Origin of the sequence: Nocardia abscessus NBRC 100374, from assembly GCF_000308455.1 — a bacterium.
Lineage (GTDB): Bacteria > Actinomycetota > Actinomycetes > Mycobacteriales > Mycobacteriaceae > Nocardia > Nocardia abscessus.
This window is the reverse complement of the sequence record NZ_BAFP01000247.1, coordinates 1-12397: the sequence shown is the minus strand read 5'-3', so window position 1 is coordinate 12397 and position 12397 is coordinate 1. Positions and strand designations below refer to the sequence as shown.

The 12397-nt window shown below is 68.1% G+C and carries 11 protein-coding genes; 5 read left to right on the top strand and 6 right to left on the bottom strand.

The window, feature by feature from the left end; translation table 11 throughout:
* Window positions 1-58 precede the first annotated feature (58 nt).
* The 3 genes from ON19_RS42350 to ON19_RS39320 form a co-directional block, all read right to left on the bottom strand.
* Window positions 59-979 (bottom strand): DUF2637 domain-containing protein, encoded by a 921-nt coding sequence (locus tag ON19_RS42350; RefSeq protein ID WP_051169471.1) that lies wholly within the window; start codon window positions 977-979, stop codon window positions 59-61.
* Window positions 980-1085: 106 nt separating this feature from the next.
* Window positions 1086-2282 (bottom strand): site-specific integrase, encoded by a 1197-nt coding sequence (locus tag ON19_RS31325; protein ID WP_063709512.1) that lies wholly within the window; start codon window positions 2280-2282, stop codon window positions 1086-1088.
* Complete coding sequence (locus ON19_RS39320; protein ID WP_051169470.1) at window positions 2279-2737, bottom strand: hypothetical protein; 459 nt, start codon at window positions 2735-2737, stop codon at window positions 2279-2281. The genes ON19_RS31325 and ON19_RS39320 overlap by 4 nt, the downstream gene beginning before the upstream one ends.
* A 229-nt stretch (window positions 2738-2966) precedes the next feature.
* On the opposite strand from ON19_RS39320, the gene ON19_RS31315 reads away from it, so the two are divergent.
* Window positions 2967-4058: an acyl-CoA synthetase family protein gene (locus ON19_RS31315; protein WP_043701031.1), complete on the top strand. Its 1092-nt coding sequence runs from the start codon at window positions 2967-2969 to the stop codon at window positions 4056-4058.
* Window positions 4058-5467, top strand: coding sequence for an aldehyde dehydrogenase family protein (locus ON19_RS31310; RefSeq protein ID WP_043701028.1), 1410 nt, complete (start codon window positions 4058-4060; stop codon window positions 5465-5467). Before ON19_RS31315 ends, ON19_RS31310 begins: the two co-directional genes overlap by 1 nt.
* Here ON19_RS31310 and ON19_RS31305 read toward each other — a convergent pair.
* On the bottom strand, window positions 5464-6138 hold the full coding sequence (locus tag ON19_RS31305; protein WP_043701026.1) for an ANTAR domain-containing protein: 675 nt from the start codon (window positions 6136-6138) through the stop codon (window positions 5464-5466). The genes ON19_RS31310 and ON19_RS31305 overlap by 4 nt on opposite strands.
* A gap of 320 nt (window positions 6139-6458) precedes the next feature.
* Between ON19_RS31305 and ON19_RS31300 the strand changes: the two genes are divergently transcribed.
* Complete coding sequence (locus tag ON19_RS31300; protein ID WP_043701024.1) at window positions 6459-7151, top strand: type 1 glutamine amidotransferase domain-containing protein; 693 nt, start codon at window positions 6459-6461, stop codon at window positions 7149-7151.
* Window positions 7152-7166: 15 nt separating this feature from the next.
* Here ON19_RS31300 and ON19_RS31295 read toward each other — a convergent pair whose 3' ends face one another.
* Window positions 7167-8237 (bottom strand): glycerophosphodiester phosphodiesterase family protein, encoded by a 1071-nt coding sequence (locus ON19_RS31295; RefSeq protein WP_043701039.1) that lies wholly within the window; start codon window positions 8235-8237, stop codon window positions 7167-7169.
* A gap of 95 nt (window positions 8238-8332) precedes the next feature.
* Here ON19_RS31295 and ON19_RS31290 point away from each other — a divergent pair, with 95 nt between their 5' ends.
* Window positions 8333-9760 carry a serine hydrolase domain-containing protein gene (locus ON19_RS31290; protein ID WP_218006505.1) on the top strand — a complete coding sequence of 476 codons (1428 nt, stop codon included), beginning with the start codon at window positions 8333-8335 and terminating at the stop codon, window positions 9758-9760.
* A 42-nt stretch (window positions 9761-9802) separates the two neighbouring features.
* Entirely contained in the window at window positions 9803-10522 is a 720-nt protein-coding gene (locus ON19_RS31285; RefSeq protein ID WP_043701036.1) for a MerR family transcriptional regulator, read from the top strand.
* A 27-nt stretch (window positions 10523-10549) separates the two neighbouring features.
* Here ON19_RS31285 and ON19_RS31280 read toward each other — a convergent pair whose 3' ends face one another.
* Entirely contained in the window at window positions 10550-12115 is a 1566-nt protein-coding gene (locus ON19_RS31280; protein WP_227954829.1) for a hypothetical protein, read from the bottom strand.
* Window positions 12116-12397 lie beyond the last annotated feature (282 nt).

Here is a 12397-nt window from a genome sequence, read left to right as displayed (position 1 = left end):
GTCCACAGTCCCACGGTCGCTGCTCCAGGCTTCGGCCGTAGACGGGGTATGTGGCAGATCATCGTTCGGTGCCGTGGAGCTGCTGTACGGCGGGAGCGGAGGTGTCCGTTGCGGGGGTCGACTGTGGTGCTGTGCCGCCGGTATCGGTGTCTTGGTGTGCGGTCGGCCCGTCTAAGTGCGCGTTGGAATCACTGATTGCTGCGGCATCGCTGAGTATTCGGCTGATTGTCGACCGGCTCTTGTTGAGTTCTCGCGCGATTCGAGTCGGTGTCCATCCCTCGGCGTGGTGGTATGCCAGTGCCTGTGCGACGACGTCGGGATCGCGGCGGCGGCCTGGATCGCGTGCGCACAGCAGCGCGGCCAAATCCTTGAACTCGCGGTCGGCTCGGTCTGCAGGAGGGGATGGCGTGTGCACGCAGCTGCCGTCTGGAATGGCCTGCGACTGAACCGGGGTCGGTGGAGCAACGGGTGTCGTGCGCGGCCGCTCGGTTGTGGAGCGAGTTGCGGGGCTCGCACCGTCGTCGCGGTGGGTGCTGGAGTGTGCGAGTGCGAGCAGTGCGACGGTGGATTGTGCCATGGAGCCTTCGATGATCAGTGGCCACAGCCATGCCTCGCTGGGCGGGACGCCGGCGGTGACGGCCAGTGACCGGAGGGCGGTGAACGACAGCCAGAACGCGCCGGTCGCGATCAATGCGGTCATGGCGGTTGCCATCAGGTGGGTTGCGCGGGCTCCGGCGTGCGCACGCAATAGCACCGAGACCCCGTGCACGGCGGCTAGTAGCGCCAGGGGCGGGATGATCGCGACCGCGGCGGCGACACCGGGGAGGGCGGTGTTGTGCAGCAGGGCTTGGGTTGCGTTGCCGATGATGCTGACGGCGGCTGCCGCAGCGAGCACGGTCCAGAAGAAGGCGTGCGCACGCGGCTTGCGCGCAGTGAACTCGGGCTGTCCGGTCGGCGGATCAACAACGATGGTGCACATGAACGTCCTTTTGCAATGCGGTCGACGTGGGGAACAAGGATTGGCGCTGTCCGCCCGCCCGGACATCAGCGGGGGTGTGGCCCGGTGAGCACCGATAGGCCGGTGGCTACGTGCTGGAGATAGGGCTCGACGCAGGTGGTGGTTGTGCCGCTGTCCTTGCCGCTGTGTCCGGCGCATTCGCGGTCGACCGGATAGCTGAAGGTGCGCTCCACCCGGATAAGAGGGGTGTGGCGCGGCCAGGGGCGAGGGGGTGCGGCTCGTCGGTCAGGACGGACAGAGCGTGGGCGACCTCTTCGAGGCCGGCGCGGGTGTAGATCGACGTGGCGCCGTGGGAATGACTGTCGGCGTGCCCGGCGTACGCTCTGGCGACTGCGTGTCCGAAGTTTCGCTCGACCCACCGCAGCGTGGTGTGACGCAGCCAGTGGCAGGTGATGCCCTGTTGCCTGACCCAGGGCAGCTGCTGCCCGATCTGCTGCCACATGATCTCGAAACGAGTCGCACCGATCGGGTCGCCGTTGCTGTATCGAAGTAGTCGCTGCTCTGCTGTCGCGGAGATCGGTCTGCCGTTGCGTGCGTAGGGCTTCGGGGTGTCGCGGCGCGCTGTGCGGGAGCTGTGATGGGCCAAGAGTGCGTGCATCAGGGTCGGTGAGACGGGCTGCCACCGCTGTTTGTCCCCCTTCTCACGCAGAAGGATCAGGCACTGGCCCGGGTCGAGATCGTGCCTGCGTAGCGCGAGGATGCCGCCACGGCGGCATGCCGTTTCGGTGCACAAGCGCAGAATCAGGGTGGTGAGCTCGGGGTCGTCGCCGTGCTGGGCAGCGACGCGGTTGATCTCGGCCAGGCGATCGGTCGGCAGCGCGCGCCGACTGGATGGCCGCGGTCTGGGCTTGGCCAGCTTGGCGGCGGGGTTGTCGATCGGGCGGATCAGGCCGTCGTCCACGGCGTGGCTGTAGAGACACCGCCATGCCGTGATGGCCAGTCGGCCGATGCCGTGGCCGCCACGGTCGCAGCTGCGGATGCGCCGTTCGGCCTGGAAGGTGGCCAGCAGCTGTTTGAATTCGCTGGGAGTCGGCTCGTCGATGCGACGATCCGGCCAGGCCGCCACGGTCTTCTTCCAGTACGACAGGTAGTCCTCGCGGGTGCGCCCCGCAGGCATCGCCGCGTACACGAGCGGTACGTACTGCGCGAACGTGGGTACCGGGCGTCGAGCGTGAGTTCTGAGCAGGTCATCGGTGGTCACGCCCAGCCGGTCGAGCAGAAGCAGCGCGGCTTGGATGTCGGTCTGTGCGGCAGGCGCGCTCATCGTTGTGCCTCCTCGCCGGTGACAGCGCCGTATTGGCGGATGATCATCGAATCGAGGGCCGCAGGAGGGAAGATCAGAAGGATGCCCTCGGCGGGGTTCGCGGCCAGCAGGATCCGGTCGGCGGGCCGGATTCCCACCATGCGGCGGAACCGGGCAGGAAGCCGGAGATTGCCGGTGGCGGTGATCCACAGCTCGGGCGGGCCGAAGCGGCCCACGGCGACGGCCTCGCCGTGGCGCCGCCAGCCGAGCTCGATACCGGGGGGCCATCCCAGCGCCGGGAGGGCTGTCGTGTCGATCACCCTGCCTCGGTCGTCCACCCGCCGTACGGCGCAGCTCCAGCGCGGCCGGTGCGGTGACGGCGGCGTATAGAGCGTCGTGAGGGGCCGCTGGTCGTGGCCGGCGAACGGAGCGGGGACCGGCTCAGCAGGCAACACCGGCGGAAGAATGCCGTTCACCGCGACAGCTCCTTTCCGATCGCCGGGGTCGCCGCGCTGCCACCCGCACCATCCGGGACGGTGCAAGAACGGTCATCTGACACAGAACTTGTGGCGAATTCGCTCCATAACCGTGTCCTATCGACGGATCGAACTGCGCGTCACCCCGTTTGTCGCCGGCCGGACCGGGAGAAGATTGCGGCGTTCGAGCTGCATACCCCGATTCGGGGCACATCACTGGAGGCCGCGCATGCGCCCCGTAATCCTGGACCTCGCCGCACACGACTACGCGATGATCGACGCGGAGGAGTACCTGCGCGCCGTGCTGGCCTGGCATTTCAGCGAGGAGACGGGTAGCCCGTACTGGCTGCGCCGCGCGCGGACGCTGGATTTCGACCCGGTCGCCGACATCAAAACGTTCGCGGATCTGCGCCGCTTTCCCAACGTCATCGACGAGTTCCGCACTGTCGCGGTCGAGGATCTGATTCCGCGCGGGCTGGAGGGCGCCGACCGCGTCATCGCGGGCATCTTCGAGAGCGGCGGCACCACCGGTGCGCCGAAGCGCTTCGTCATGTTCGACCGCTGGATGGAGTTCGCGCTCGGCTGGGACGAGCACCACTACGCCGGACTGGGCACGGTGAACACCCTGGCCGTGGCGCCGAGCGGGCCGCACATGTTCGGCGAGTTCGCCGAACGCCGGGCACGCAGGCAGCACGGCGTGCGGTTCACCATCGACCTCGACCCGCGCTGGATCAAGCAGATGATCGCGCGCGGCGACACCGAGAACACCGAGCGGTACGCCGAGCACGTCGTCGACCAGGTCGCGCAGATCCTCACCACCCAGTCGGTCGGCATCCTGATCACCACGCCGCCACTGCTGGAACGCATAGCGCGCCGCGAGGACCTGGTGGAGCAGATCCGCCGGAAGATCAAGTTCATCTGCTGGAGCGGTGCGCACATGAACGCCGACACCCGCGACATCTTCCGGCAGGAGATCTTTCCCGGCATCCCGCTCAAAGGGCTCTACGGCAGCACCACCATTCTCGGCATGTCCCGCGAGCGCGACGAGGAGCGCCCGGACGGGCTGCCGGTCTTCGACCCGCCGAGCCCCTATCTGGCGTTCGACGTGGTGCACCCGGAGACCGGCGACGATGTCGGTTACGGCGAGCGCGGGCAGGTCGTGATGCATCACCTCACGAAATACGCTCTGCTGCCGAACAATCCGGAACGGGACCTGGCTATGAAGGTCGAGGCGTCGAAGGGCGGTTTCGGCTGCTCGGTCGCCGACGTCGCACCGATGACCTCCTTCGGCGGCGCCGAAGTGATCGAGGGGGTGTACTGATGGGCGAGTTCGTGCACATCGACGCCCTGGGCCCGCAGGGCAGCTATCGCGCCCGCGACCGCAAGCCGCTGACGACGTTGTCCGGCGCTGTGATCGGCGAGATCTCCCAGGTGCCGCCGCTCTACGTGCGGCGGGCGCTCACGGCCATGCGCAAGGCGCCCGTACTGCCCGCCGCCGAGCGTTTCGCGGTGCTCGAGCGGGCGGCCGACCTGTTCGCCGAAGCCGAGATCGGTGGGCTCGGACCCGACGAATACGCGCAGCTTGTCTGCGTCGCATCAGGTGTGCCGCTGGCCGTCGTGCGCCAATCGGTGCGATGGGTGGCCGATGTGCTGCGTGAGCAGCGCGCCACCCTCGAGTTGGCGATGCCGAAGGGCGCGGTGGCGGATTGGCAGGATCGGCGCACACTCGGGGGCTGTGCCGTCTGGACGCGCAAGGGTGACCTGTTCGCCGTGCACGCGGCCGGGAACACCCCCGCGGTGCACGGCTTGTGGCCCGAGGCGCTGGCCCTCGGCTACAAGGTGGCGGTGCGGCCGTCGACGCGGGAGCCGTACACCGCTTTTCGTCTGGTCAGCGCTCTGCGCATGGCGGGCTTGCCGCCGGAACTGGTTACCTTGCTGCCGACCGATTACGAGGCCGCCGACGTGCTGGTCGCGGAATCGGATTTCGCGATCGTGTACGGCGGACAGGAGGTGGTCGACAAATACGGCGGCAGCGCGCGGGTGCTCACCCAAGGGCCGGGACGCTCGAAGATCCTGGTGACCTCGGACGTGGATTGGCGGGAGAAGGTCGCGCTGATCGCCGAGTCGGTGAGTCATCTGGGCGGCACGGCGTGCACCTGCACCACCGCGGTGCTGGTCGAGGGCGATCCGGAACCGCTGGCGCTGGCACTGGCCGCGGAGCTGGGCGCCATCCCCAGTTTGCCGCCCGAGCACCCGGACGCGATCCTCACCGTCCAGCCCACCGAATCCGCGGCGGCGATGGACCGCTATCTGCATCGGGTGGCGGGGGAGGCGCGCCCGCTGCTCGGCGGGGACACCATCGTGGACGAGGTGTCGCCCGGCGCGGCGGTGCTGCGTCCCGCGGTGCACCTCGTCGGCAGCCCCACCGCGCCGCAGCTCGGCGTGGAGCTCGCGTTCCCCTGCGTGTGGGTAGGCCCTTGGTCACCCGCCGACGGCGTCGCCCCGCTGCGCGATTCACTGGTTCTCACCGCGATGACCCGGCGGCGCGACCTCATCGACGCGCTGTTGGACGAGCCGACGATCACCAACCTCTACCTGGGCGACAATCCGACCACGTGGCTGCGCCCAGGGGTCCCGCACGACAGCTACCTCGGCGAATTCCTCATGCGCACCAAGGGAATGATCCGTTCGGCGGAGGCGGCGGCCGGTCCGGTCGGACCTGGTTTCTAGTCCGCGACGGGTTCCGGCGGTGCGACCCGGTGATGGACGGTCAGCAGGAGATGGTCGAAGCGGGTGCGTTGCTGGACGAGTGCACCGCCCATCGCGACGACGTCGGCGACGAGCTGCTCGGCCAGGGTGCGGATCTTGACGTTGGTCTCCTGGGAGCGCCAGCGCAGCACCCGGAAGGCGTGGTCGGCGCTGACGCCGTAGACGAACATCACGACACCCTTGGCCTGTTCGATCACCGCGCGGGCGTCGATCACGTCGGGCAGCAGGTCGTCGAGGGCTTCCTGGAGGTTGCCCTCGAGCGTCTCGGTGACGTCGATGAAGTAACCCGAGGAGCCCACCACGGTGCCCTGCTCGTCGAACAATCGGTCACCGATGACGATCACGTCGTGCGTCTCGCCACCGGTGTCGATGATCCGGTGGCGGGTGCAGAACGGCGTCGCGGTCTCGACGGCCTCGGCCAGCACCCCGGCGACCCGTTGGCGGTCGTCGGGGTGCTGGTGGCGCTGCAAGAGTTCGGTGGACGGCTCGGCTTCTCCCGGCGCGTAGCCATGGATCGCGGCGGCGTCGTCCGACCATTCCCACCGCTGGTCGGAGAACCAGAAGCGAAAGCTGCCGATGTCGGGGCAACCGCCGAGCATCTCGCTTGCAGTCTCCTGCTCGCGTTGTCCCATTTCAGTCACCCGTCCAGTATGGCCCGGCCGTGGCCCTGGTCAGAGCGGAGGTCCGGCGTCGTGTGGCAAGCACCTCAAAACTCTGCGATCGGCCTGGGCCGTCCCGCGGTAGTGGCCGGGGCAACGATTTACCGGCGCACGATCGAAGCCGGAATCGCCCATCGGTCACGGAACAGGAGGTCTAGCGTCGACAGTGTCGTCGCTGATGATTCCGGCGCGAGATGGCCAGGTCGTCCACGGGCGACAGCGCTCGGGCCAGCACGGCAGGACTCGATGATCGAACCTGACCGACCAGGTTCCGGACGAGGGAGACAACTGACATGTCGAAGATCCTTTTCGTGATGACCGGCGCCGACCACTGGACCTTGGCCGACGGGACCGAGCACCCGACCGGCTTCTGGGCCGAGGAATTCGTGGTGCCCTTCGAGAAACTGAAAGGCGCGGGTCACGAGATCGTGGTGGCCACTCCCGGCGGTGTCGTTCCGAGTGTGGACAAGGGCAGCCTCGCGCCCGAGGCCAACGGCGGCCAGGAGACCGCCGACCATCGCGCGCAGGTGATCGCCACGAGCGCCGAGCTGAACAACCCCGTCGCCTTGGCGAAGGTGGACCTGGCCGACTACGCCGCGGTGTTCTATCCCGGTGGGCACGGCCCGATGGAAGATCTGGCGGTCGACGCCGACTCCGGTCGGCTGCTCACCACCGTCCTGGCCTCGGGCAAGCCGTTGGCGGTGGTGTGCCACGCGCCCGCCGCTCTGCTCGCCGCCACCGAGGGCGACGGAGCCAATACGTTCGCCGGCTACACCTTGACCGGCTTCACCAACGCCGAGGAGACCCAGGCGGGATTCGCGGACAAGGCCAAATGGCTGCTCCAGGATCGGCTCGTCGCGATCGGCGCGGACTTCCGGGAGGCCGATCCGTGGACCTCGAACGTGGTGGTGGACCGCACGCTGATCACCGGCCAGAATCCGGCTTCCTCGGCAGCTGTGGCCGACGAACTGCTGACGAGGCTCTAGCCACGCGATTGTGCCTCAGGGACGGTGATACTGCGGTGGCAGCTGGTAGCCACGCTCGGCCAACAGGGCGCGCAGCACGTCCGGCCGGTTGGTGATCAGGCCGTCCACGCCGATGTCGAGTAGCGCGGCCATGGTGGGGCGGTCGTCGACCGTCCATGGCACCACACGCATGCCGTTGCGGTGTGCGGTACGAACGAGGTCGGTGGTGGTGAAAGGCTGGTAGCCGGGGTCGGTGACGGCGCCGTTCTGGGGATTGCCGTGTACCGGCGAGACCGCGACGGCGCCGATGGACGCGGCGGCGGCGACGTACTTCTCTTGCAACGATCCGGGGAAATCGTCGATGTCCATGCCGCCCAGCCACGGCGATCCACCGGGTGCTCCGGCTTGCAATTTCGGCTGGCCGTCGGTCAAGGCGATGATCGGGAGTTCGGGCGCCACTTCCCGGATACGCATCAGCGTGCCGAAGTCGAAACTCTGCACGGTGACCTGGCGCCCGATTCCGGCCTGGCGGATCTCCGCGACCAGGACGTCCACGAACTGTTCGCGCGGTGCGGTCTGTTCCGGGGCGGCGGCCTCGACCTTGGTCTCGATATTCAGCATCACCTGATCGGCGCGATAGGTCCGCACCAGGTCGAACACGTCGGCCAGCAGAGGCATTCGCGCTCCCGGCGCCCTCCGCTGGTCGGGGCGATCCGCCGATGGCACGGAGCCGCAATCGATCGTCTGTACCTGGGCCAGAGTCAGATCGCGGATGTAGGTGGTCGCCGGCACGTAGGGAAACTTCGGGTCGCCGGGAACGGCGGGCGCCGTGTCGACGCACTTCGCCGGACTCGGATCTCGATCGTGGGTGACCACCGCGTATCCGTCGGCAGTGATCTGCACGTCCAACTCCAGGGTGCTCACCCCGAGTTCCAACGCGTTCGCGAAGGCGGGCAGCGTATTCTCCGCGACCAATCCCAGCCCACCTCGATGGGCTTGCAGATCGAACGCGGCCGGACCACCGGCCGACACCGGGTTCGCTCCGGCCGTCAGGGCGCCGACCGCCACAAGCCCCACCACCGCACTCACCGCACTCAATCGCCGCACCGTGTCATCCTCCCGGTGGGCGGCCACCCCCGGGTGAAGATGCCGTGAACTCGGGCTTGACCTTGCCCCAGGGGCAGGGTTCGACGATGGTCCGCATGAACAACGACAACACAATGCACACGGTGGAAGCGCGGATCCGCGAGCTGGTCGCCGCCTACTGCGAGGCCGGCAATGTCCCCGGGTTCGTCGTCGGTGTCGACCACGCGGGCGAGCAGATCGCCCTCGCGCACGGCACGGCGAACGTCGCCACCGGTGCACCGATGCTCGAAGACACCGGGTTCCTCTTGGGCTCCGTGACCAAGGTCCTGACCACCACGCTGGTCCTCCAGCAGGTCGAGCGCGGACTCCTCGACCTCGACACGCCGGTGGTGCGGTATCTGCCCGAATTCGCGCTCACCGTGCCGGGGGCGGCGGACAAGATCCTGGTCCGGCACCTGATCTCGCACACCAACGGCATCGACGCGGACCTGTTCTTCCCCGACGCCGCAGGTCGCGACGCTCTGAAGACCTACGTCGAGGGGCTGGCCGAAAGCGGCGGCACTCTTTTCGAACCCGGCGAGCAGCTCAGCTACTCCAATGGCGGCATGATCGTCGCCGGCCGCCTGCTGGAAGTCGTGACCGGCCTGCCCTTCCCCGAACTGCTCGAACGCGACGTCTACGCCCCCGTCGGCATGACGCACTCCAGCACCTCCGCAGAGCAGGCCATCCTGCGCAGCACCGCTGTCGGGCACTTCCTGAACCCGGACACCATGGCGGCCGAGCCCACCGGCATGTTCACGCTGCCCGACACCTGGGGGCCGGCAGGCGGCACGCCGATCGGCACCGTCGCCGACCTGCTCGCCTTCGGCCGCACCCACCTCGCAGGCGGTGTGTCCCGCTCCGGCACACGCGTCCTGTCGGCCGAGTCGACCGCGCTGATGCAGCAGGTGTCCTACGACATGGCAACCCCGAACGTCCCGCCGATGGGCCTGGGCTGGGTGCGCTACCCGTTCGGCGACACGACGGTCCTGGCCATGTCGGGCGCCTCGCCCGGCGGCGTCTCGATCCTGTGCGTCGTGCCCGAACACGACCTGGTCTTCACCGCCTTCGGCAACACCCCGGACGCCATCATGCTGCAGGACCAGATTCTGCAATGGCTGCTGCGCGAGCACCTCGGCGTCCGGATCCCTCCTCTGGTGACCGCATCGGCACAGGAGGTCGATCTCACGCCGTATGTGGGCACCTATCGTTCCGATCAGCTGCGCATCGACGTGAGCGTCGTCGACGGTCAGCTCGAGGAGCGGGTGACCTACGAACCGGCGGACGAATCGCAGGAGCGCATCTTCACGTCGTTCGCGGGTGGCGCGACCTCCGCCCCGCCGCAGCGCTACGTGCCGATCCGGCCCGGCCTCTTCGCGCCCGCCGGATACCCACTCGAGACGTTCGACGGATACCTGCGACTGCTGCTGGTCTCCTACCATGACGTCCGCGGTGGCCGGGCGCGCTTCCGCAACGGCGGCGGCCGCTTGACCCGGCGGGCCTGACCGTTCCCGATGACCGGACCGGCGAGTAGAAGGATGTTCGGCATGATCACGATCGGCAAGCTCGCGGACTACGCCGGAGTGACGATCAAAGCCATCCGCCATTATCACGAGCGCGGTCTGCTCGCCGAGCCCGATCGCGACTCGTCCGGCTACCGGCGCTACACCGCCCGCGATGCCGTCGACCTCGTCAAGATCAGGACGCTGGCCGAGGCGGGCGTGCCGCTGGCCCGCATCAGGGACCTCCTCGACGCCGATCCGGACGCGCTCACCGCAGCCATCGCCGAGATCGACCGCGACCTCCGTGACCGCATAACGCAGTTGCGGCGAACCCGCGGGCAACTCGCTCAGCTGCGCGGCGGCGACCGGCTCTTCGTCTCCCCGGAAGCCGCCGCCTACCTCGACGATCTGCGTGAACTCGGCATCAGCGAGCGCCATATCCGCCTGGAACGTGACGGCTGGATCCTCATGCAGACGGCCTCACCCGAGGACGCCGCCGTGTGGATCGCCGAAAAACGCGAACTCATGGCCGATCCCGAGTTCCGCGCCCTCTATCTCGCCCACGACGCCGCCTACGACTGGTCACCGGAGGACCCCCGCCTCCTTGCGCTCGCGGACCGAACACGGACCTGGTTCGCCGATCACCACAGCCGATCCGAAACCCGCCCGGTCGCAAACCCGGCCATCGCCCGGCTGGCCGCGCAGTCCCAGCCCGGCGCCTCGTCCCCAGCGTGGGACCGCCTGGCCCAACTGATGAGGCCGTGATCGACCCGCCCGGGTCGGGGGCGTAGGTCAGGGACGGTCGATGCGTGCGAGGGCGAAGCGGGCCAGATTGGTGGAGATGATTTCCGGTTGTCCGCCGCTTTGTTTCGCCGCGGCGGTGAGCACGTCGATATGGTGATAGCCGGGGGCTGTCACGGTCTCGCCGTGGCCACGCCACCCGGCCGCGACGACGACTCCGGCGCCGCCGATCAGGTTGATGGTCGGATTGGCGTGTATGCCGCCGGGGTGGGCGCGGTGACGAGCGAGTTCGGGCGCCTGTGACTGGAAGACGTCGAACGCGAGTTTCGCCGGGAAATACCATTCGGTGAAGTCCAGCGGTTGCGTTGCCAGGCTGCGCGAGAGGTCCGCGATATCAGTGACCTCGTATGTCGGGTCGGTGAACGGATCGCCGTTTCGGTCGGAAGCCGTTGTGGCCGCGGTTGTTTCGTTGTAATTGCGCCAGGTGTAGAGCGGGCCGTGCGGCTGATCCGGGATCGCTTTGCGGTCCGGACCGAACAACATACCGGTGAGCCCGCGCAGCGCCGGAACCGCGGCGACATCGCCGGGGACCGGGAAGTCCTTGTCCACAACAGTCCCGCCGTCGAAGAAGCCGAATCCGGCTTGCAGCAGCGCCAGCGGCTGGGAGTTGGCGTCCAGAAACGCCCCGAGGGCGGCGGCGTTGGTGATCCGGAAATCACGCACCGACGGCGAGCCGGTCGCGGCGGCAGCCGCATCCCGCGACACCAAGACCCGGTAAGTGGCTTCCTGATTGATGCTGCTCGGAACATCTTGTGCCAGTTCGGATTCGGCGTCCGGCGCGAGATAGGCGGCCAGCCCCGCGATCCCGAGGAGGTTCATCGTCTCAGGGTTGATGACCGCGGGCAGCGCCAGCACGCGTGGAATCGCACCTCCCTCGAGCGCGGCCTCGATCCCGGCCGAGGCGATGCCGCCGACGGACAGGTCGATGAGGTCGGGGATGCCGTTGAGCGCGGACAGTGAGGTGTCGATCGCGGAGTCGAGGGCGAAATAGCCCGCGCACTGGTCGGCCCCCGCGGCGCCGCCGAAATCCCATTCGGCGAAAAATCCGGTGATGACTCCGCCCAGGGAATGGCCACCGCACAGCACTTTTCGCTTCCGCACCTGCGGATCCGGTAATTCGGCGGTGAGCAGGTCGTACTGGTCCTGAACCGTCTGCGCGACACCGATATGACCGAGCCACCCGAGCTGGTCGTTCGGCACCACGCCGCCGAATCGGCGGCCCTCGACATCGGCGCCGCGGTAGTAGTAGTCGACGGCGAGGCGCACGTCGCCCGAGGCCAGACCGGCTTGCGTGCCGAGATGGTCTTCCAGGCAGTTGGAGCGACGGTCCAACGCCCAGAATTCGAGGTGCCTGCCTTGTTTCGCCGCCTCGGCCACGGTATTGCGGGCGACGCTGTCGAAGGCGCCCGCCCCTTCGAAAATCCCCGGTTGCGCCACCAGAACGGCGTCCGCGTCCGCCGAGCTCGCCGGGCCCGCGACATTCCGGTAGCGCAGATACGACAGCCGGTCACAGGCGGCCGGATGTGGTCCGACCGGATCCGGCAACGGAATACGCACGCTCACAACGCTTTCCGTCAAGGACGTGATAGGCGAGGAGGAAACCACCGCGGTCTCGGTACGTTCCAGGCCGACGGGCTGCGCCGTCGCGCTCGGGGCCGCGGCTGCGACAACGAGCGCGGTGGTCAGCGTGCCGAATCTGAGGAATCGCAGCACACCCGCACTGTGTCTCGAGAACCGATCGTGGCTCCCCAACGATTGTGTCGACATCGACGACCTCTCGTCACGACAGCGGAGCAGCTGTATCGCCGAAACATTCCGCACCGGCGCGATGAAACCTAA

Coding starts and splice junctions, on each gene's coding strand:
- ON19_RS42350 (WP_051169471.1), bottom strand. CDS start 979: ATGTGCACCATCGTTGTTGATCCGCCGACCGGACAGCCCGAGTTCACT.
- ON19_RS31325 (WP_063709512.1), bottom strand. CDS start 2,282: ATGAGCGCGCCTGCCGCACAGACCGACATCCAAGCCGCGCTGCTTCTG.
- ON19_RS31315 (WP_043701031.1), top strand. CDS start 2,967: ATGCGCCCCGTAATCCTGGACCTCGCCGCACACGACTACGCGATGATC.
- ON19_RS31310 (WP_043701028.1), top strand. CDS start 4,058: ATGGGCGAGTTCGTGCACATCGACGCCCTGGGCCCGCAGGGCAGCTAT.
- ON19_RS31305 (WP_043701026.1), bottom strand. CDS start 6,138: ATGGGACAACGCGAGCAGGAGACTGCAAGCGAGATGCTCGGCGGTTGC.
- ON19_RS31300 (WP_043701024.1), top strand. CDS start 6,459: ATGTCGAAGATCCTTTTCGTGATGACCGGCGCCGACCACTGGACCTTG.
- ON19_RS31290 (WP_218006505.1), top strand. CDS start 8,333: ATGAACAACGACAACACAATGCACACGGTGGAAGCGCGGATCCGCGAG.
- ON19_RS31285 (WP_043701036.1), top strand. CDS start 9,803: ATGATCACGATCGGCAAGCTCGCGGACTACGCCGGAGTGACGATCAAA.